This is a genomic window from Kluyvera sp. NPDC087067 (genome assembly GCF_044745165.1).
Classification (GTDB): Bacteria; Pseudomonadota; Gammaproteobacteria; order Enterobacterales; family Enterobacteriaceae; genus Kluyvera.
Genome location: NZ_JBIUZS010000001.1, coordinates 125,187 through 142,634 on the forward strand (window position 1 = coordinate 125,187; position 17,448 = coordinate 142,634).

At 53.1% G+C, this 17,448-nt stretch carries 14 protein-coding genes and 1 pseudogene; 6 read left to right on the forward strand and 9 right to left on the reverse strand.

What is annotated here, in order from left to right:
• Window positions 1-9: 9 nt before the first annotated feature.
• The 3 genes from hcp to aqpZ all read right to left on the reverse strand — a co-directional run bounded on the left by hcp (window position 10) and on the right by aqpZ (window position 3,662).
• Entirely contained in the window at window positions 10-1,662 is a 1,653-nt protein-coding gene (hcp, locus tag ACIPDS_RS00580) for a hydroxylamine reductase (RefSeq protein ID WP_400731929.1), read from the reverse strand.
• A 147-nt stretch (window positions 1,663-1,809) separates the two neighbouring features.
• Window positions 1,810-2,709, reverse strand: coding sequence for a lysine exporter LysO family protein (locus ACIPDS_RS00585; protein ID WP_400731930.1), 900 nt, complete (start codon window positions 2,707-2,709; stop codon window positions 1,810-1,812).
• Window positions 2,710-2,969: 260 nt separating this feature from the next.
• The gene (aqpZ, locus tag ACIPDS_RS00590) at window positions 2,970-3,662 is read right to left on the reverse strand and encodes an aquaporin Z (protein ID WP_166515050.1); all 693 of its coding nucleotides are present in this window, start codon (window positions 3,660-3,662) and stop codon (window positions 2,970-2,972) included.
• A 374-nt stretch (window positions 3,663-4,036) separates the two neighbouring features.
• Between aqpZ and ACIPDS_RS00595 the strand changes: the two genes are divergently transcribed.
• Window positions 4,037-5,695, forward strand: coding sequence for an ATP-dependent endonuclease (locus ACIPDS_RS00595; protein ID WP_166515051.1), 1,659 nt, complete (start codon window positions 4,037-4,039; stop codon window positions 5,693-5,695).
• Here the strand turns inward: ACIPDS_RS00595 and ACIPDS_RS00600 are convergent.
• A complete protein-coding gene (locus ACIPDS_RS00600; RefSeq protein WP_400731931.1) occupies window positions 5,692-6,648 on the reverse strand; it encodes a VirK/YbjX family protein in 957 nt (318 codons plus the stop codon). The genes ACIPDS_RS00595 and ACIPDS_RS00600 overlap by 4 nt on opposite strands.
• Window positions 6,649-6,819: 171 nt before the next feature.
• Entirely contained in the window at window positions 6,820-7,770 is a 951-nt protein-coding gene (locus ACIPDS_RS00605) for a VirK/YbjX family protein (protein WP_400731933.1), read from the reverse strand.
• A 161-nt stretch (window positions 7,771-7,931) separates the two neighbouring features.
• On the opposite strand from ACIPDS_RS00605, the gene macA reads away from it, so the two are divergent.
• Window positions 7,932-9,047 (forward strand): macrolide transporter subunit MacA, encoded by a 1,116-nt coding sequence (gene macA, locus ACIPDS_RS00610; protein WP_400731935.1) that lies wholly within the window; start codon window positions 7,932-7,934, stop codon window positions 9,045-9,047.
• Window positions 9,044-10,984, forward strand: coding sequence for a macrolide ABC transporter ATP-binding protein/permease MacB (gene macB, locus ACIPDS_RS00615; RefSeq protein WP_400731936.1), 1,941 nt, complete (start codon window positions 9,044-9,046; stop codon window positions 10,982-10,984). The genes macA and macB overlap by 4 nt, the downstream gene beginning before the upstream one ends.
• A gap of 80 nt (window positions 10,985-11,064) precedes the next feature.
• Here the strand turns inward: macB and cspD are convergent, their stop codons facing one another.
• On the reverse strand, window positions 11,065-11,292 hold the full coding sequence (gene cspD / locus ACIPDS_RS00620; RefSeq protein WP_153743276.1) for a cold shock-like protein CspD: 228 nt from the start codon (window positions 11,290-11,292) through the stop codon (window positions 11,065-11,067).
• A 514-nt stretch (window positions 11,293-11,806) separates the two neighbouring features.
• Between cspD and clpS the strand changes: the two genes are divergently transcribed.
• The 3 genes from clpS to ACIPDS_RS00635 all read left to right on the forward strand — a co-directional run bounded on the left by clpS (window position 11,807) and on the right by ACIPDS_RS00635 (window position 16,054).
• A complete protein-coding gene (gene clpS / locus ACIPDS_RS00625) occupies window positions 11,807-12,127 on the forward strand; it encodes an ATP-dependent Clp protease adapter ClpS (protein ID WP_062778891.1) in 321 nt (106 codons plus the stop codon).
• A gap of 29 nt (window positions 12,128-12,156) precedes the next feature.
• Window positions 12,157-14,433, forward strand: a complete 2,277-nt coding sequence (gene clpA, locus ACIPDS_RS00630; RefSeq protein WP_166515056.1) for an ATP-dependent Clp protease ATP-binding subunit ClpA — start codon at window positions 12,157-12,159, stop codon at window positions 14,431-14,433.
• A gap of 217 nt (window positions 14,434-14,650) precedes the next feature.
• Window positions 14,651-16,054 (forward strand): DUF1996 domain-containing protein, encoded by a 1,404-nt coding sequence (locus tag ACIPDS_RS00635; protein ID WP_400731939.1) that lies wholly within the window; start codon window positions 14,651-14,653, stop codon window positions 16,052-16,054.
• Between the two features lie 147 nt (window positions 16,055-16,201).
• On the opposite strand, the gene infA is transcribed toward ACIPDS_RS00635, so the two are convergent.
• The 3 genes and pseudogenes from infA to aat all read right to left on the reverse strand — a co-directional run bounded on the left by infA (window position 16,202) and on the right by aat (window position 17,409).
• Window positions 16,202-16,420 carry a translation initiation factor IF-1 gene (gene infA / locus ACIPDS_RS00640; protein WP_002211347.1) on the reverse strand — a complete coding sequence of 73 codons (219 nt, stop codon included), beginning with the start codon at window positions 16,418-16,420 and terminating at the stop codon, window positions 16,202-16,204.
• A pseudogene (locus ACIPDS_RS00645) lies at window positions 16,348-16,503 on the reverse strand (hypothetical protein); the annotation flags it as partial. The gene infA and the pseudogene ACIPDS_RS00645, both read right to left, overlap by 73 nt.
• Window positions 16,504-16,704: 201 nt before the next feature.
• Entirely contained in the window at window positions 16,705-17,409 is a 705-nt protein-coding gene (gene aat, locus ACIPDS_RS00650; protein WP_400731942.1) for a leucyl/phenylalanyl-tRNA--protein transferase, read from the reverse strand.
• Between the last annotated feature and the right edge of the window lie 39 nt (window positions 17,410-17,448).

Genomic DNA, 17,448 nt, shown 5'->3' on the forward strand with positions numbered 1-17,448 from the left:
TTTTACTCCTTACGCGTTCAGCAGCTGCTTCATGTCTTCTTCAACGGTGGTCACGGAACGCAGACCGAATTTCTCGTTGAGAACAGCCAGCAGATCCGGCGTAAAGAAGCCTGGTGCGGTTGGGCCGGTGACGATGTTTTTCACGCCCAGAGACAGCAGGGTCAGCAGAATGACGATGGCTTTTTGTTCGAACCAGGAAAGCACCAGAGACAGCGGCAGATCGTTCACGCCACAGCCCAGTTTCTCAGCCAGCGTGACCGCCAGGATGATGGCAGAGTACGCATCGTTACACTGACCGGCATCAATCAGACGCGGCAGACCTTCGATATCGCCGAATTCCAGTTTGTTGAAACGGTATTTACCGCAGGCCAGAGTCAGGATCAGACAGTCGTCCGGTACGCTGGTGGCGAAGTCGGTGAAGTAGTTACGTTCGCCGCGCGCGCCGTCACAGCCGCCGACGAGGAAGATGTGACGCAGTTTTTCGCGGCTCACCAGATCAATCAGCGAATCCGCGGCACCCAGCAGAGTCTGACGACCGAAACCGACGGTGATGAGGTGTGGGATTTCGCTGTACGGGAAGCCCGCCATTTGCTGGGCCTGTGCGATAACCGGGCCAAAATCATCACCTTCCAGGTGGCTTACGTTTGGCCAGCCGACGATGCTACGCGTCCAGATACGGTCGTCGTAAGCGCCAACGGTTGGGTCGATGATGCAGTTAGAGGTCATCACGATTGGGCCAGGGAAGCGGGCAAATTCCACCTGCTGATTCTGCCAGCCGCTGCCGTAGTTACCGATCAGATGTTTGAATTTACGCAGTTCCGGGTAACCGTGAGCTGGTAGCATTTCACCGTGGGTATAGACGTTCACGCCGGTGCCTTCGGTTTGTACCAGCAGGTTGTACAGATCTTTCAGGTCGTGCCCGGAAATCAGAATACATTTGCCTTCGGTCGCTTTCACGTTGACCTGAGTTGGCGTCGGATGACCGTATTTAGTGGTTTCACCGGCGTCCAGAATGCTCATCACTTTGAAGTTCATCTGGCCGATTTCCATTGAGCACTCCAGCAGAGCGTTCATATCGGAAGGCCAGGTACCCAGCCACGCCATGATTTTGTGGTACTGCGCGTAGATGTCGTTGTCGTACTGATCGAGAACGTGGGCGTGCTCCATGTAAGCTGCCGCACCTTTCAGACCGTACAGGCACAGAAGACGCAGGCCGAGGATGTTCTCGCCGATGGTCGCTTTGTCTTTATTCGGGGTAAATTCCGCCGCCTGTTGTTGCAGCGCGCCAAGATCGTCGCTTACGAGCTGCAGATCGGCCATTGGGTTATCAACGGAGGCGTGCGCATCCACGGTCAGACACTGCGCTTTCAGCGCTTCGCGCAGGGCAATCGCTTCACGTGCGTAGCCCACGATGCGGGGTGAGTCGAAGTTGACGTTAGTCAGCGTAGAGAAGAACGCGCGCGGGGCGAAGTTATCCACCTCGTGGCTGATGATGCCGTATTCACGAGCCTTCACCGCCCATGCGGACAGACCTTGCAGAGAAGCAATCAGCAGATCCTGCAGATCGGATGTTTCAGCCGTCTTCCCGCACATACCCTGTGAGTAAGAGCAGCCGTTTCCTGCCGGAGTACGAATGGTTTGTTCACATTGCACACAAAACATGGTCACACCTTTTTTAAAGTTATATTTAATATACATGTTAAAGGGTAAGCCTGGAGGTAAGCCTTGAAAAGGCATTTTTAGTGCAACTTAAAGAGAGGTTGATTTAGCGCAATTTTGGCGGCAGCCGGAGCTACCGCCAGAGAGGTATCAGGCGGTGAAAAAGGCCATCAGGATAGGCACCAGCAGGCTTAAAACAAAACCGTGAACGATGGCGGGAGGCACCATCTCTACGCCGCCGGAGCGTTGTAGAACGGGGAGGGTGAAGTCCATAGATGTTGCGCCGCACAGGCCAAGGGCGGTGGAACGACTGCGACGGACCAGGCCTGGAATCAACATGATGGCGACCAGCTCACGCGCCAGATCGTTAAAGAAGGTGGCGCTGCCGATAACCGGGCCGAAGGCATCGGTCAGCAGAATACCGGACAGGGAGTACCAGCCAAAACCGGAGGCCATCGCCAGACCGGTTTTAATCGGCAGGTCGAGCAGAAAGGCATTAATGACGCCTGCGACCATTGAGCTGGCGACGACAACCAGCGCAATCAGCATCCCGCGGCGGTTTAGAATAATCTGGCGAAGCGTCATACCGCTATTACGCAATTGAATACCCACCAGGAACAGCAGGAAGATCAGCGTATATTCGCTGGCAGCGGTGGCGTGTTGTAAAAAGGAGAGGCCGCTCAGTCCCAGAACAAAACCGGTTACTACCACGAAACACAGTTTTAATGATTCCAGCGCCATGGCTAAACGGGAGGGTAATTTCTCCTGATGTTTAGGGTGACCCCACGGGCGGATTTTTTCCAGCCACAGGAGCGCGGCGGTATTACAGACGAGAATAACGACAATGCTGATGGCGGAATAGTGGAAAATATCCAGCAAGTTTGAAGCCAGATTATCCAGAAATGCCAGGCTTATCCCCATGAAGAAGAGAATAAGGTACACAATCCAGCTTAACAGGCGATTAATCAGCCCAAGTGCGCCACGGTGGGTCAGGGGAATAAGGTAGCCGATAATGAGCGGCACCAGAATGATGAGCAATCCAGATAACATGGCTGACACTGTTCCTTGCAGTATTGAAATCGCGCACAGACACTACCTAAAACAGTATTCTGAGTAAAGCCACGAAAAAAGAAAGACCCGGAGAATCCGGGTCTTTGCGAGGGTAGGCGGATGATGCACCGAGCCCCCGGGGTCGGCGTGAACGCCTCGCCCGGGCTACATGCTTGTAGGCCTGATAAGCGTAGCGCCATCAGGCACAACGGCGCAGATTGCCGGATGGCGGCTTTCGCCTTATCCGGTCTACCAGACTCTTATTTCTTTTCCAGCAGCGTGCGATAAATCAGGCCACCCAGGATACCGCCAATAATTGGCATTACCCAGAACAGCCACAGCTGGTTCAGCGCCCAGCCGCCCTGGAAGATGGCAACTGCGGTACTGCGCGCTGGGTTAACGGAGGTGTTAGTGACCGGAATGCTGATCAGGTGAATCAGGGTCAGCGCCAGGCCGATAGCGATAGGCGCGAAGCCTGCCGGTGCATTTTTATCGGTCGCACCGTGGATAACAATCAGGAAACCACAGGTCAGTACGATTTCAATCACGATAGCGGAAAGCATAGAGAAACCGCCCGGAGAGTGCTCGCCGTAACCGTTAGAGGCAAAACCGCTCGCAGCCGCATCGAAGCCCGCTTTACCGCTGGCAACGAGGTACAAAATAGCCGCAGCAATAATACCGCCGACAACCTGCGCGATAATATAACCAATCACCTCTTTTGCCGGGAAACGACCGCCAGCCCACAGACCCAGGGTTACGGCCGGGTTAAAGTGACCGCCAGAAATATGACCTACGGCATAAGCCATCGTCAGAACGGTTAAACCGAATGCCAGTGCGACACCCGCAAAACCAATCCCTAATTCTGGAAACGCTGCAGCCAGAACCGCGCTACCGCAACCACCAAATACCAGCCAGAAGGTGCCGAAGCACTCCGCAGCCAATTTTCTAAACATAACCACCTCGAATCACAAAATAGTATCGTCACAAAGGATGACGACAGAATTTATACCTGCCAAAAAAGGGGGGCAGGTATAGTCCGCGCTATTTTAGAAACTAACGGCATCCTTTAACCAGTTAAATAAAGACGTGAACTTTGATACAAAACAATGTGGTGTTATTCCTTAGGCAATTCATTCTTTGATTTTGAGTGTAGTGCATTATTTTCGGAATAATCGCGTCACAGGAGTGGGAGCGCACTTTATTACCTGGCGTGGTTATTTAATCCACAAACGGGCGCAAAGCGTGGTGGGAGGCGGGTGCCAAGCGAGGCGCATACCGCTATACTGCCGATAACGAAGGATGACAGGCACCGTATTACGGAGGGATTATGCTTCTTGAACGCACCGAAATTGTAGGGTTTCGCGGCATTAACCGATTGTCGTTAATGCTTGAGGAGAATAATGTCTTAATCGGCGAGAATGCCTGGGGTAAATCGAGCCTGCTGGATGCGTTAACGCTGCTGCTCTCTCCGCATGAGGGGCTGTATCACTTTACTCATAACGATTTCTGGTTCCCTCCCGGCGACATCGAAGGTCGCGAGCACCATCTGCATATTATTCTCACCTTCCGCGAAAACGAACCGGGGCGCTATCGTGGGCGTCGCTATCGGGGCCTCTCCGACTGCTGGACGCTATGTGACGATGGTTATCAGCGAATTTTCTATCGTCTGGAAGGCGAGCTTGCCGCCGACGATAGCGTCCTGACGCTGCGCAGCTTTATTGACAGCAACGGCCACGCGATCGAGCTTGAAGATATTGATGCTAAGGCGCGCGAGCTGATTCGCTTAATGCCGGTACTGCGGCTGCGGGATGCGCGATTTATGCGCCGTATTCGCAACGGCACGGTACCGAACGTGCCGGATGTGGAAATTACTGCCCGTCAGCTTGATTTTCTCTCCCGTGAACTGGTGACCCATCCGCAAAATCTCAGCGACGGGCAAATTCGTCAGGGGCTGGCGGCGATGGGACAACTGCTGGAGCACTACTTCTCTGAACAGGGCTCCGGCCCCGCCATTCAGCGCTTAATGCGCCGTCGTTCGCATGATGAACAGCGCAGTTGGCGCTATCTGGATTTGATCAATCGGATGATCGATAAACCCGGCGCGCGCAATCACCGGGTGATTCTGCTGGGCATGTTTGCCACCTTACTGCAGGCAAAAGGGGCCGTCAGGCTCGATAAAGACGCGCGTCCGCTGCTGCTGGTGGAAGACCCGGAAACACGGCTGCATCCCATTATGCTGTCGGTGGCGTGGAGCCTGCTTAATTTGATGCCGTTGCAACGCATTGCCACCACCAATTCCGGCGAATTGCTGTCGCTGACGCCGATGCAGAATGTCTGCCGTCTGGTACGTGAGTCTTCCCGCGTTGCCGCCTGGCGTTTGGGGCCTGAGGGGATGAACGCCGAGGACAGCCGACGAATCTCTTTCCACATTCGCTTTAATCGCGCCTCTTCGCTGTTTGCCCGCTGCTGGCTGCTGGTGGAGGGGGAAACTGAAACCTGGGTGATTAACGAACTGGCGCGCCAGTGCGGGCACCATTTTGATGCAGAAGGTATCAAGGTCATTGAGTTTGCCCAATCCGGCTTAAAACCGTTGATTAAGTTTGCCCGGCGAATGGGGATTGAATGGCATGTGCTGGTCGACGGCGACGAGGCTGGAAAAAAATATGCGGCCACCGTCCGCGGCGTGCTCAATAACGATAAGGAACTGGAACGCCATCACCTCACCACGCTACCCGCGCTGGATATGGAACACTTTATGTATAAACAGGGTTTTTCCCATGTTTACCACCGCGTTGCGCAGTTGCCGGACAATATCCCCATGAACATGCGCCGGGTGATCACTAAAGCGATCCACCGCTCTTCAAAGCCTGATTTAGCCATTGAGGTGGCGATGGAAGCAGGGCGACGAGGCATTGATGCCGTGCCTCCGCTGCTAAAAAAAATGTTTTCCCGCGTCGTCTGGCTGGCGCGCGGGAAGGCAGATTAACGCTGAACGCTGTCGATAATTTGCTGCTGGAGTGCATCCAGCAGCGTATAGCGACGGCGATATTCCGCGCGCTTCTTGCTGGCAATCTCTTCCATCGTTTTGCGCGGCAGCGCTAACGGCAAAATGTAATCCCCATTAGCATCGGTCACGGCGCTTAAAGATTCCCAGAAACCGTTGTAATCCGCATGAAGCGCATCGCGTTTCTTACGACGGTAGCGCACGCTACGATAGATGTGCGTTTCATTACTGACGGCGCGCACCTGTTCAACCGAGAACAGCGTACCCAGCGTCAACAGCGCATCGACGACCAGACGTTTCGGGAACAAGCCGTGACAGGCTTTGGTCGCCGACTGGATCAACTGATGCGGCACATCCGCTTTTGCGCCCTGTAGGCCACCAATAAAGAAGGTATTGACGCCGTGGTACTGACATAACGTGAAGGTCAGCTCCGCCAGCACGGTGCCGTCTTCGTCGTGAAACGTCAGCGTGGCTTCGCCTTCTTTATCCTGCATCGCATCGGCGCGCAGGCCAATGCTGTAGCGCTGGCCCTCTTTGCCTTCAATCTGAGCCAGCGGTACGCCGTGGGCTGAGAGATAACCGCTAACGATGTTCCCCGGCAGCTTGTCGAGCATCTGCTGATAATGGAAGCACAGTGCATCGATGGTTTGTTGATGGCGCATATGCATGGCGAGCCACGGGCGATGCAGGCGGCACGGCAATCCGGGCTGGGCGTTAAGAATCTGCAGCAACTGCGGCTGTTCAGCCAGGCGCGCTAATAGCTTCCCGGTCATACGCGGAGTGCTCATGCTGCGCAGCATAAATTTGCGTCGGTAGGCGGGATTTTTCCAGGCGGTTCCCGGCGTCAACGTTCCACTGGCGAGCAGGCGAAATAATCGCCAGCCGGAAAGAGGTTGCAGTGCGGCGGAATGGGGAAGTTCAACAAGGCTTGCCATCGGGAAATCTCATCTCTGGAAGGATGAGAGCATTTCAGCAGAGTGAGGGTCAATCGAATGTAAACGGTAAAGAAACGTATTGAAAAGTTATAATCTCGTTTATTGATTATTTACATTTGATGCTTTTAAGGTTCCACAACGCCGATAGACGTTGTGGAAAATGACGTGAAATTAGTGGTGAAATAAATCAGCCATCTGTTGTTGGATGGTATCCAGTAATTGATAGCGTCTGCGGTATTCTGCGCGCTTTTTACTGGCGATTTCAGACTCATCTTTTCGCGCAATATCAATCGGGATATGGAAATAACCCTGTTTATCGCACTCACCGCCGACGGCTTCCCAGAATGAATTGTAATCGGAGAGAATTTTTTTATTCTTATCCTGATAACGTTCACCCCGGAAAATATGCGCGTCGTTGCTGACCGCAAGAATTTGCTCAACCTGCAGACGCTGCGCAAAACGGCAAACCGCTTCCATTACCAGGCGTTTGGGGAACAGACCGTGGCAGGCTTTGGTTGCGCTCTGGATTGCTTCATGCGGCAGGTCGCTGCGTCCACCCTGAAGCCCACCAATAAACAGCGTGCGCGTATTCTCATACGCCAGAAGGGTAAACGTCATTTCCGCCAGCACGTCACCCTCGCTATTACGCATCAGGATAGTACTATCGCCCTCTTTATCGAGGTTGACCTGCATGGTCAGTTCGAAGGTAAAAATCTCACCATTTTTGCCTTCGATTTGCGCCAGAGGCAAAGCCTGTGTATTCAGGTAGGTCGACAACTCTTCAGAGGACATCGCCGCAGACAACAGCGTATAGTGATAACGCAACGCTTCCAGTACCTGCTGGCGGCTGAAATTAACCGCCAGATACGGGCGATGCAGGCGCACAGGAAGACGAGGTTGTCGGGTTAACAGCGCATCAAGATTGGACCACTGAGACAGTTCGTGCATCCATTCACGGCTTAAACGTGGCATCAATAAAGAGCGCAGCATAAACTTCCGTCGAAAGCTGCGTTTATTCCAGAATTCACCTGGTCGCCATTGGCCGCGAAAAAGGCTAAAAAAGAGCCCAAGTCCGGTGAAATGACGCGATTCGGTGAGTGAATTATCGCTAAGCTGTGACATAGTTTACGACCTAAATATAAAAATTTTCAGTATTTTACAATCGGAAAGCTAAACATATTCTCAATCATTCGGTGATTTTTGGGATTTTCTCAATCTGGTTGAGCTTTCGTTGACGTACGTTTTTTCATTCTGTCGAATTCACTGGGGAACTCAGGATTTTTATGATCATCAAGGGAAAATTTAAAAAACGGTATTTGATTGCCATTATCCTGCTCATTATTGCGGTGATCTATGTCTGGAAAATGCTCAATGCGCCGTTACCGAATTACCAGACATTAATTGTGCGTAAAAGCTCCCTTGAACAGAGCGTCCTGGCGACCGGGAAACTTGATGCATTGCGCAAAGTCGATGTGGGTGCTCAGGTGAGCGGGCAGCTTAAAACGCTGTCGGTGAATATCGGCGATAAAGTGGTTAAAGATCAGCTTTTAGGGGTTATCGACCCCGAACAGGCGGAGAACCAGATTAAAGAGGTTGAGGCCACGCTGATGGAGCTTAATGCGCAGCGTAAGCAAGCGCAAGCGGAGTGGAAGCTCGCCAGTGTTACTTACTCGCGCCAGCAGCGCCTGGCACAAACTCAGGCGATTTCACGTCAGGATCTGGATACCGCAGCCACCGAAGTCGCGGTTAAGCAGGCGCAGATTGGCACCATTGATGCGCAGATTAAACGCAACCAGGCTTCATTGGACACGGCGAAAACCAACCTCGATTACACCCGTATTGTCGCCCCTATGCGCGGCGAAGTGACGCAAATTACGACGCTGCAAGGGCAGACGGTTATCGCCGCCCAACAGGCGCCTAACATTCTGACGCTGGCGGATCTCAGCACCATGCTGGTTAAAGCGCAGGTGTCGGAAGCGGACGTTATCCATCTTAAACCCGGTCAGAAGGCGTGGTTCACCGTATTGGGCGACCCGCTGACGCGCTATGAAGGCACGCTCAAGGATATTCTCCCGACGCCGGAGAAGGTGAACGATGCCATCTTCTACTACGCCCGTTTTGAAGTGCCGAACCCGAAAGGCGTATTGCGTCTTGAGATGACCGCACAGGTGCATATTCAGCTTAGCGGCGTGAATGACGTCCTCACCATTCCACTCTCCGCATTGGGTGATAACGTGGGTGATAACCGCTACAACGTGCGTTTGCTGCGCAATGGCGAAGTGAAAACGCGTGAGGTGGTCATTGGCGCGCGCAATGATACCGATGTTGAGATAGCCAAAGGGCTGGACGCGGGCGATGAAGTGATTATCGGAGAAGGCAAAGCCGGAGCCGAAAAATGACCGCCTTGCTTGAACTGACCGATATCCGCCGAAGCTATCCCTCGGGCGACAGCAGCGTGGAGGTGCTAAAAGGCATTTCTCTGCAAATCAACGCCGGGGAAATGGTGGCTATTGTCGGAGCATCGGGTTCCGGCAAATCCACGTTGATGAATATTCTCGGCTGCCTGGATAAACCGACCAGCGGCACTTACCGGGTGGCGGGCACCGACGTGGCGACGCTCGACGGCGATGCGCTGGCGCAGCTGCGTCGCGAACACTTTGGGTTTATCTTCCAGCGCTATCATCTGCTTTCGCATCTGACGGCGGCGCAGAACGTTGAGGTGCCGGCGGTGTACGCCGGGATGGAACGTAAAGCGCGGCTGGAAAGAGCAAAACAGCTGCTACAACGGTTGGGTATGCAAGACCGGGTGGATTATGCGCCATCGCAGCTCTCCGGCGGCCAGCAGCAGCGCGTGAGTATTGCTCGTGCGCTGATGAACGGCGGTCAGGTGATTCTGGCCGATGAACCCACTGGCGCACTCGACAGCCATTCCGGCGAAGAGGTGATGGCTATCCTCCATCAGCTCAAAGAGCAGGGCCATACCATCATCATCGTCACTCATGACCCGCTGGTGGCCGCACAGGCTGAACGCGTGATTGAAATTCGCGATGGCGAAATTATTCGTAATCCCCCGGCGCGGGAAAGCACGGTCGCGGCGCGTCAGCCGGTGACGCAGAACGTTTCCGGCTGGCGGCAGTTCAGCAATAGCTTCCGGGAAGCGCTGTCGATGGCCTGGCGGGCAATGGTGGCGAACAAGATGCGCACCTTGCTGACGATGCTGGGGATTATTATCGGCATTGCCTCGGTGGTGTCGATTGTGGTGGTCGGTGACGCCGCTAAGCAGATGGTGCTGGCAGACATTCGCGCCATCGGCACAAATACTATCGACGTCTATCCGGGGAAAGATTTTGGCGACGACGATCCGCAGTACCAGCAGTCATTGAAATATGACGACCTGCTCGCCATTGAAAAACAGTCGTGGGTCAGTTCAGTTACCCCATCGGTTTCGAAAAATCTGCGGATACGTGCGGGCAATATTGATGTGGCCGCCAGCGTACAAGGGATTGGCCAGCATTACTTTAGCGTCTATGGCATGACCTTTAGCGAGGGGAATACCTTTAACGAGGTGCAGGCTGCCGAGCGTTCGCAGGTGGTGATTCTGGACAGTAATACGCGTCGTCAGCTATTTCCCAATAAGCCCCGCGTGGTGGGGGAAGTGATTCTGGTCGGCAATACGCCAGCGACGGTAATCGGCGTGTCGGATGAGAAACAGTCGATGTTTGGCAGCAGCAAGGTGCTTCGCGTGTGGCTGCCGTATTCGACCATGTCCGGGCGGGTGATGGGCCAGGCGTGGCTAAACTCGATAACCGTCAGGGTTAAAGAGGGGTATGACAGTAGCCTTGCGGAACAGCAGCTAACCCGATTACTCAATTTGCGTCACGGCAAAAAAGATTTCTTCGTCTGGAACATGGACAGCGTCTTGAAAACGGCAGAACGCACCACACATACATTACAGCTGTTCTTAACGTTAGTGGCGGTCATCTCGCTGGTGGTCGGCGGTATCGGAGTGATGAATATCATGCTGGTGTCGGTGACCGAACGCACGCGAGAAATTGGTATTCGTATGGCGGTGGGCGCGCGGGCCAGCAACGTGCTTCAGCAGTTTTTGATTGAGGCTATTCTCGTCTGCCTGGTGGGCGGCGCGCTAGGTGTCACGCTGTCGTTGATCATCGCGCTGTTGCTGCAACTGGTACTGCCGGGCTGGGAGATTGGTTTTTCACCGCTGGCGCTCTTGACGGCGTTTATCTGTTCGACGATAACAGGGGTATTGTTTGGCTGGTTACCGGCGCGCAACGCGGCGCGGCTTGATCCGGTGGAGGCACTGGCGCGGGAATAATCGCGTCGAACAAGACAGAAAAAATGCCAGTCAGAAGGGCTGGCATTTTGGTAGCGGGATGTACACAATGGGGCAGTGCACTAGGCAGCCGTTTCTGCTTGTACTTCCACGGGAATGATAACGCTGGCATGGTTGCCTTTCGGCCCCTCGTGGACATCAAAATGGACGGATTGCCCGGCTTTTAATGTTCTGTAGCCATCCATCTGGATGGTGGAGTAATGTGCGAAGATATCTTCGCCACCGCCTTCCGGGCAGATAAAACCAAACCCTTTAGCATTGTTGAACCACTTAACAGTACCCATTTCCATACTTCGACATCCTTCGTAATTCTATTATACGTTTATAAGATGGAATGAACCGGTGGTGGAGTCAGGATTGTTCAAAACCTCACCAACTCTCGCCAGTACAATTTAGATATTTCGGCCAGTGCGTCAAGCGTTAGAGGGAGGCTAAAGGGGGAAAATGCACCAAAATTTGAAGCAGTTAACGCTATTGACGGGAATGTGACAGAGCTCGCGAATGACAGCTATAGGTGATAGCTATCTATGATCTACAGTAAATTCAGAGGCTGTATACGCAGGAACGAACGGAAACGTGGTTGGCGGGGAATGTGTCATTGATCTTGCCAATAATACGATACCCGACGTGTTTACCCAAAATAATTCGAGTGGCAGGAAGGCGGCAAGGGAGTGAATCCCCAGGAGCTTACTTAAGTAAGTGACTGGGGTGAGCGAGCGCAGCCAACGCATCTGCCACTTGAAGTATGACGGGTATTGACCACTCGTCAGTAACACCAAATGACACCGACGATGATGACTGACAATGAGTAAGACCAGAGACTGGCTGGATTTTGACCAGCTTACCGCAGATAAACTTAAGGATGGGCTTCAACCCCCATCGATGTATAAAGTGATATTGGTCAATGATGATTACACTCCGATGGAGTTTGTTATTGACGTGTTACAAAAATTCTTTTCTTATGATGTAGAACGTGCAACGCAACTGATGCTAGCGGTTCACTATCAAGGTAAAGCAATTTGTGGTGTATTTACGGCAGAAGTCGCCGAGACCAAAGTTGCGATGGTGAATCAGTACGCGAAGGACAACGAGCATCCACTGTTGTGTACGCTGGAACAAGCCTGATACAGGCATGAAAATTGGGGGAGGTGCCAATGCTCAATCAAGAACTGGAACTCAGTTTAAACATGGCTTTCGCCAGAGCGCGCGAGCACCGTCACGAGTTTATGACCGTAGAGCACTTGTTGCTGGCTCTGCTCAGCAACCCATCTGCCCGTGAAGCGCTGGAAGCGTGTTCGGTCGATTTAGTGGCGCTGCGTCAGGAACTCGAAGCCTTCATCGAACAAACCACGCCGGTCTTGCCGGTCAGTGAAGAAGAGCGCGAAACGCAACCGACGCTCAGCTTCCAGCGTGTTCTCCAGCGCGCGGTCTTCCACGTCCAGTCTTCCGGGCGTAGCGAAGTAACCGGCGCGAACGTCCTTGTGGCGATTTTCAGCGAGCAGGAGTCGCAGGCTGCGTATCTTCTGCGTAAACATGAAGTCAGCCGCCTTGATGTGGTGAACTTCATCTCTCACGGCACGCGTAAAGACGAGCCGAGCCAGCCTTCTGATGCGGCTAGCCAGCAAACCAATGAAGAGCAAGCAGGCGGGGAGGATCGTATGGAAAACTTCACCACCAACCTCAATCAGCTTGCTCGCGTTGGCGGAATCGACCCGCTGATTGGTCGTGATAAAGAGCTGGAACGCACCATTCAGGTTCTGTGCCGTCGCCGTAAAAATAACCCGCTGCTGGTGGGGGAGTCGGGCGTGGGTAAAACCGCGATTGCCGAAGGTCTGGCATGGCGTATCGTACGCGGTGACGTGCCGGAAATCATGGCTGACTGCACCATCTATTCACTGGATATTGGTTCGCTGCTGGCGGGCACCAAATATCGCGGTGATTTTGAAAAACGCTTTAAAGCGCTGCTCAAGCAGTTAGAGCAGGACACCAACAGCATTCTGTTTATCGACGAAATCCACACCATTATCGGTGCGGGTGCGGCGTCGGGCGGCCAGGTGGATGCGGCGAACCTCATCAAACCGCTGCTGTCCAGCGGCAAAATTCGGGTGATGGGTTCTACCACTTACCAGGAGTTCAGCAATATCTTTGAGAAGGACAGGGCGCTGGCGCGTCGTTTCCAGAAAATCGATATTACCGAGCCATCGGTTGAAGAGACCGTGCAGATTATTAACGGCCTGAAACCGAAATACGAAGCACACCACGACGTGCGTTATACCGCTAAAGCGGTGCGTGCGGCGGTTGAGCTGGCGGTGAAATACATCAACGATCGTCATCTGCCGGATAAAGCGATTGATGTGATTGATGAAGCCGGTGCGCGTGCGCGTCTGATGCCGGTGAGCAAGCGTAAGAAAACGATCAACGTGGCGGACATTGAATCCGTGGTGGCGCGTATCGCGCGTATCCCGGAGAAAAGCGTCTCCCAAAGCGATCGCGATACGCTGAAAAATCTCGGCAATCGCCTGAAAATGCTGGTATTCGGCCAGGATAAAGCGATTGATGCCCTGACCGAAGCCATCAAGATGAGCCGTGCCGGTCTCGGCCACGATCATCGTCCGGTCGGTTCCTTCTTGTTTGCTGGCCCTACCGGTGTCGGTAAAACAGAAGTAACCGTGCAGCTGGCGAAGGCGATGGGTATTGAGCTGCTGCGTTTTGATATGTCCGAATATATGGAACGTCATACGGTGAGTCGCTTGATTGGTGCGCCTCCGGGATATGTTGGTTTTGACCAGGGCGGCCTGCTGACCGATGCGGTGATTAAGCATCCTCACGCGGTACTGCTGCTGGACGAAATCGAGAAAGCGCACCCGGATGTCTTTAACCTGCTGTTGCAGGTGATGGACAACGGCACGCTGACGGATAACAACGGTCGTAAAGCCGATTTCCGTAACGTGGTGCTGGTGATGACCACCAACGCCGGCGTACGTGAAACCGAGCGTAAATCGATTGGCCTTATCCATCAGGACAACAGCACCGACGCGATGGAAGAGATCAAAAAGATCTTTACGCCAGAGTTCCGTAACCGTCTGGACAACATTATCTGGTTCGATCATCTGTCGACCGACGTTATCCATCAGGTGGTGGATAAGTTTATCGTCGAGCTGCAGGTTCAGTTGGATCAGAAAGGCGTGTCGCTGGAAGTCAGCCAGGAAGCGCGTAATTGGCTGGCCGAAAAAGGCTACGACCGTGCGATGGGCGCACGTCCAATGGCGCGTGTAATTCAGGATAACCTGAAGAAACCGCTGGCTAACGAACTGCTGTTTGGTTCACTGGTCGACGGCGGTCAGGTCACCGTAGCGCTCGATAAAGAGAAAAACGAACTGACCTACGACTTCCAGAGTGCTCAGAAGCATAAACCGGAAGCGGCACATTAAGGGCTGAAGTGGGTGAAGTGAATAAAAACCGGGCTGGAGGATGGCCCGGTTTTTTTATGCTAGGCAGCTTAAACACTTCATTTCGGTGGCAGCAAAAATTGCGTACCTGAATCGCTTTTCATTATATACGGTGAGCCAAAATGATATTTGATGATGTGTAACATCCTCCCCGCTTTGCTATTTCTGCATTCCTACTAACAAGGAAGGAGTGCAAAAAATGAAACTAAACCCGCTTACGTTGAGCCTAATCCCACTATTATCCGTCACGGCTTTTGCCGCCCACGCAGGCCCTCAGGCCCATGTGGTCTGCGCTTACCACCATACTTTGGGTGACGATGCCATCATGATGTTTGGTAAGCCAAATCAGGCGATGTGGCATGATTTCTTCGGCAATACCCATACGGATGCCGTCTCAACTTACCAGACGCTGCGTGCGCAGCCGGAAACGACGTGTGACAACAAGGCTGATAGCTCGGCGTATTGGGCGCCGTCCATGAAGCTACCGGATGGTCAGATTGTCACTCCGGCCTATCAGAAAACGTACTACCAGACGAGTAAAGTTGAGCAGTATCCTTTGCATCCGTATCCAGCGGGGCTTGAGTTACTGGCGGGCGATCACCATGGCTCGGCGCCGAGTTCGCGCATTACTTTCTTGTGTGCAAATGGCAACGGTTATAGCAATAAAGCAGGGGAGATCTGCGGGCTTCGTAAAGCGGGTGATGCAGTGCAGTTCAATATTGGTATCCAGTTCCCTAACTGCTGGGACGGCGTCAACCTGAAGCCGACGCACGGGCATAGCAACGCGACCTATGACGTCAACGGCGCGTGCCCAACGGACTATCCGGTGAAAGTGCCGACGGTTAATATGAACATTGCCTACGTGCTGCCGCAGATTAAAACGCTCGATACCGCGAAAATCCAGCTATCGATGGATCCGGTTATGAATGGTGATACACGTGAGGAGCATTGGGGAAGCATTTACTCCGCTCATGCCGATTTCATGAATGGCTGGACGGTCGAAGGGGCGCAATACATGACGGAGCGCTGTATGAATAAAGGCATTGATTGCGGCAGCGCTGTGCCTTATGGCTTCTCCACCGCGAAAGAGAATGCGCTGGTGATGAGCGAAGAGCCTGATGCGAAACACGCAGCGCCAGCAAATCTGGATGTGAGCGATAACTGGAAAAACGGCGGTCGCACTAAAAACCCGGAAACGATGACGCTGGTAAAATTTGCCATCCCGCCGCTGCCGCAAGGCCAGGATGCGTCGCTGTTTAAATACAGCTTGCGTATCTACGGGGGCAAAGTAGAAATGAACGGCGCCGATCAGCTCTTCTTCTATCCAGCAAGCAATGACTGGAATGCGGATAGCGTCACCTGGAACCATCGCCCATCGTGTAACTATAATTCAGAAGCCTCGCTGTATCTGAACTACAAGCGCGAATATCGTATGGTTGATGTCGATAAAGCGGTACGTAAAGCGTTGGCAGAAGGAAAAACAGAGATCTCCTGGTATATCGGTGGCGACCGTCAGGGTAACCATTATCAGTTTGACCCAGTTTCCACTGAGCAAGAACCGATGCTGATGCTGATGGGTTTTAAAGGGACACCGGAAATCTGATAGGCAATAGTCGCAAGACACATTGATAAAAAGCACCGAATATTCGGTGCTTTTTTTTGCCCATAAAAATGCCCCGCAGTGAGCGAGGCATTATTTGGCAAATCGCGTTCGGCGAACGTTGCGCCAGATGCTCATTATCTGCGGTTATTAGCGACTACGGAAGACAATGCGGCCTTTGCTCAGGTCGTACGGGGTCAGCTCAACAGTCACTTTGTCGCCCGTCAGGATGCGGATATAGTTTTTGCGCATTTTACCGGAGATATGTGCAGTCACCACGTGTCCGTTTTCCAGTTCTACGCGGAACATGGTATTAGGTAACGTATCAAGTACGGTACCCTGCATTTCAATATTGTCTTCTTTGGCCATCTAATCCTCTGGGGTATCACTACCGTAATTTGAACCGGCAAGATAATGCCGAAGTTCATCAAGTAAGTAAAGAATTGTCCGTCTTTATCGGCGAAAGTCGTTTTTGCGCATCACCCTTTCACCACACAAACAGGTCATGTGATGGGCGCGAACCAGGCCGGAAACAGCAGGATAAACGTGGGCGTTATCTGACTCGAATGATTCCCAAACGGCGGCGGGGCAAAAGGCAGAAGCGACTCTCGTCGGCAATTATATCATCCTCATGGAAATTGTGCTGAAAACATTTACCTTTCAGCGCAAAACAACTGACGTGGCACCCAAAATTGATGAGTTAAGCGTCCGGCACGCAGGTTGTCGACCTGTTCCAGATAATCACGACGCGGAATTTCGGTCGCGCCCAGCGATGCAGTGTGGCTGTTTAACACCTGACAGTCGATGAGTTTACCGCCTGCCTTATGAAATGCCTCACAGAACACGTACAACGCCGTCTTAGAGGCGTTCTCCGCGCGGCTGAACATTGACTCGCCGCAAAACAGTTCGCCCATCGCAACGCCGTACATGCCGCCTACCAGCATATCGTCCTGCCAGACCTCAATGGAGTGCGCATGGCCAAGCTCGTGCAGTCGATGATAAGCCTGGCTGATACTGCTGGTTATCCAGGTACCTTCATGACGATCCTGCGCGCAGCCTTCAATCACTTCGCTAAAGGCATAATTCAGGGTGACGCGGTAAGGGGAGGTCTTATGAAAACGTTTCATGCTGCGGCTGAGATGAAATTGCTCGGGCCACAGTACGGCGCGCGGATCCGGTGACCACCAAAGAATCGGGTCACCGGGAGAAAACCACGGGAAGATCCCGCGCTGATAGGCCATTAACAGCCGGGCAGGGGCCAGATCGCCGCCGAGGGCAAGCAGTCCATTTGGTTCGCGTAATGCGCCCTCCGGTGAGGGAAATGCTATCGAATGCCGGGAAAGCTGGACAAGGCGCATGTCGCGACGACCTCACGAAACAAAGTTAACTAATCATAG

What these genes read in the sequence shown, in the direction of transcription:
- hcp (WP_400731929.1), bottom strand. Translation starts at nt 1,662, where the DNA reads ATGTTTTGTGTGCAATGTGAACAAACCATTCGTACTCCGGCAGGAAAC.
- ACIPDS_RS00585 (WP_400731930.1), bottom strand. Translation starts at nt 2,709, where the DNA reads ATGTTATCTGGATTGCTCATCATTCTGGTGCCGCTCATTATCGGCTAC.
- aqpZ (WP_166515050.1), bottom strand. Translation starts at nt 3,662, where the DNA reads ATGTTTAGAAAATTGGCTGCGGAGTGCTTCGGCACCTTCTGGCTGGTA.
- ACIPDS_RS00595 (WP_166515051.1), top strand. Translation starts at nt 4,037, where the DNA reads ATGCTTCTTGAACGCACCGAAATTGTAGGGTTTCGCGGCATTAACCGA.
- ACIPDS_RS00600 (WP_400731931.1), bottom strand. Translation starts at nt 6,648, where the DNA reads ATGGCAAGCCTTGTTGAACTTCCCCATTCCGCCGCACTGCAACCTCTT.
- ACIPDS_RS00605 (WP_400731933.1), bottom strand. Translation starts at nt 7,770, where the DNA reads ATGTCACAGCTTAGCGATAATTCACTCACCGAATCGCGTCATTTCACC.
- macA (WP_400731935.1), top strand. Translation starts at nt 7,932, where the DNA reads ATGATCATCAAGGGAAAATTTAAAAAACGGTATTTGATTGCCATTATC.
- macB (WP_400731936.1), top strand. Translation starts at nt 9,044, where the DNA reads ATGACCGCCTTGCTTGAACTGACCGATATCCGCCGAAGCTATCCCTCG.
- cspD (WP_153743276.1), bottom strand. Translation starts at nt 11,292, where the DNA reads ATGGAAATGGGTACTGTTAAGTGGTTCAACAATGCTAAAGGGTTTGGT.
- clpS (WP_062778891.1), top strand. Translation starts at nt 11,807, where the DNA reads ATGAGTAAGACCAGAGACTGGCTGGATTTTGACCAGCTTACCGCAGAT.
- clpA (WP_166515056.1), top strand. Translation starts at nt 12,157, where the DNA reads ATGCTCAATCAAGAACTGGAACTCAGTTTAAACATGGCTTTCGCCAGA.
- ACIPDS_RS00635 (WP_400731939.1), top strand. Translation starts at nt 14,651, where the DNA reads ATGAAACTAAACCCGCTTACGTTGAGCCTAATCCCACTATTATCCGTC.
- infA (WP_002211347.1), bottom strand. Translation starts at nt 16,420, where the DNA reads ATGGCCAAAGAAGACAATATTGAAATGCAGGGTACCGTACTTGATACG.
- aat (WP_400731942.1), bottom strand. Translation starts at nt 17,409, where the DNA reads ATGCGCCTTGTCCAGCTTTCCCGGCATTCGATAGCATTTCCCTCACCG.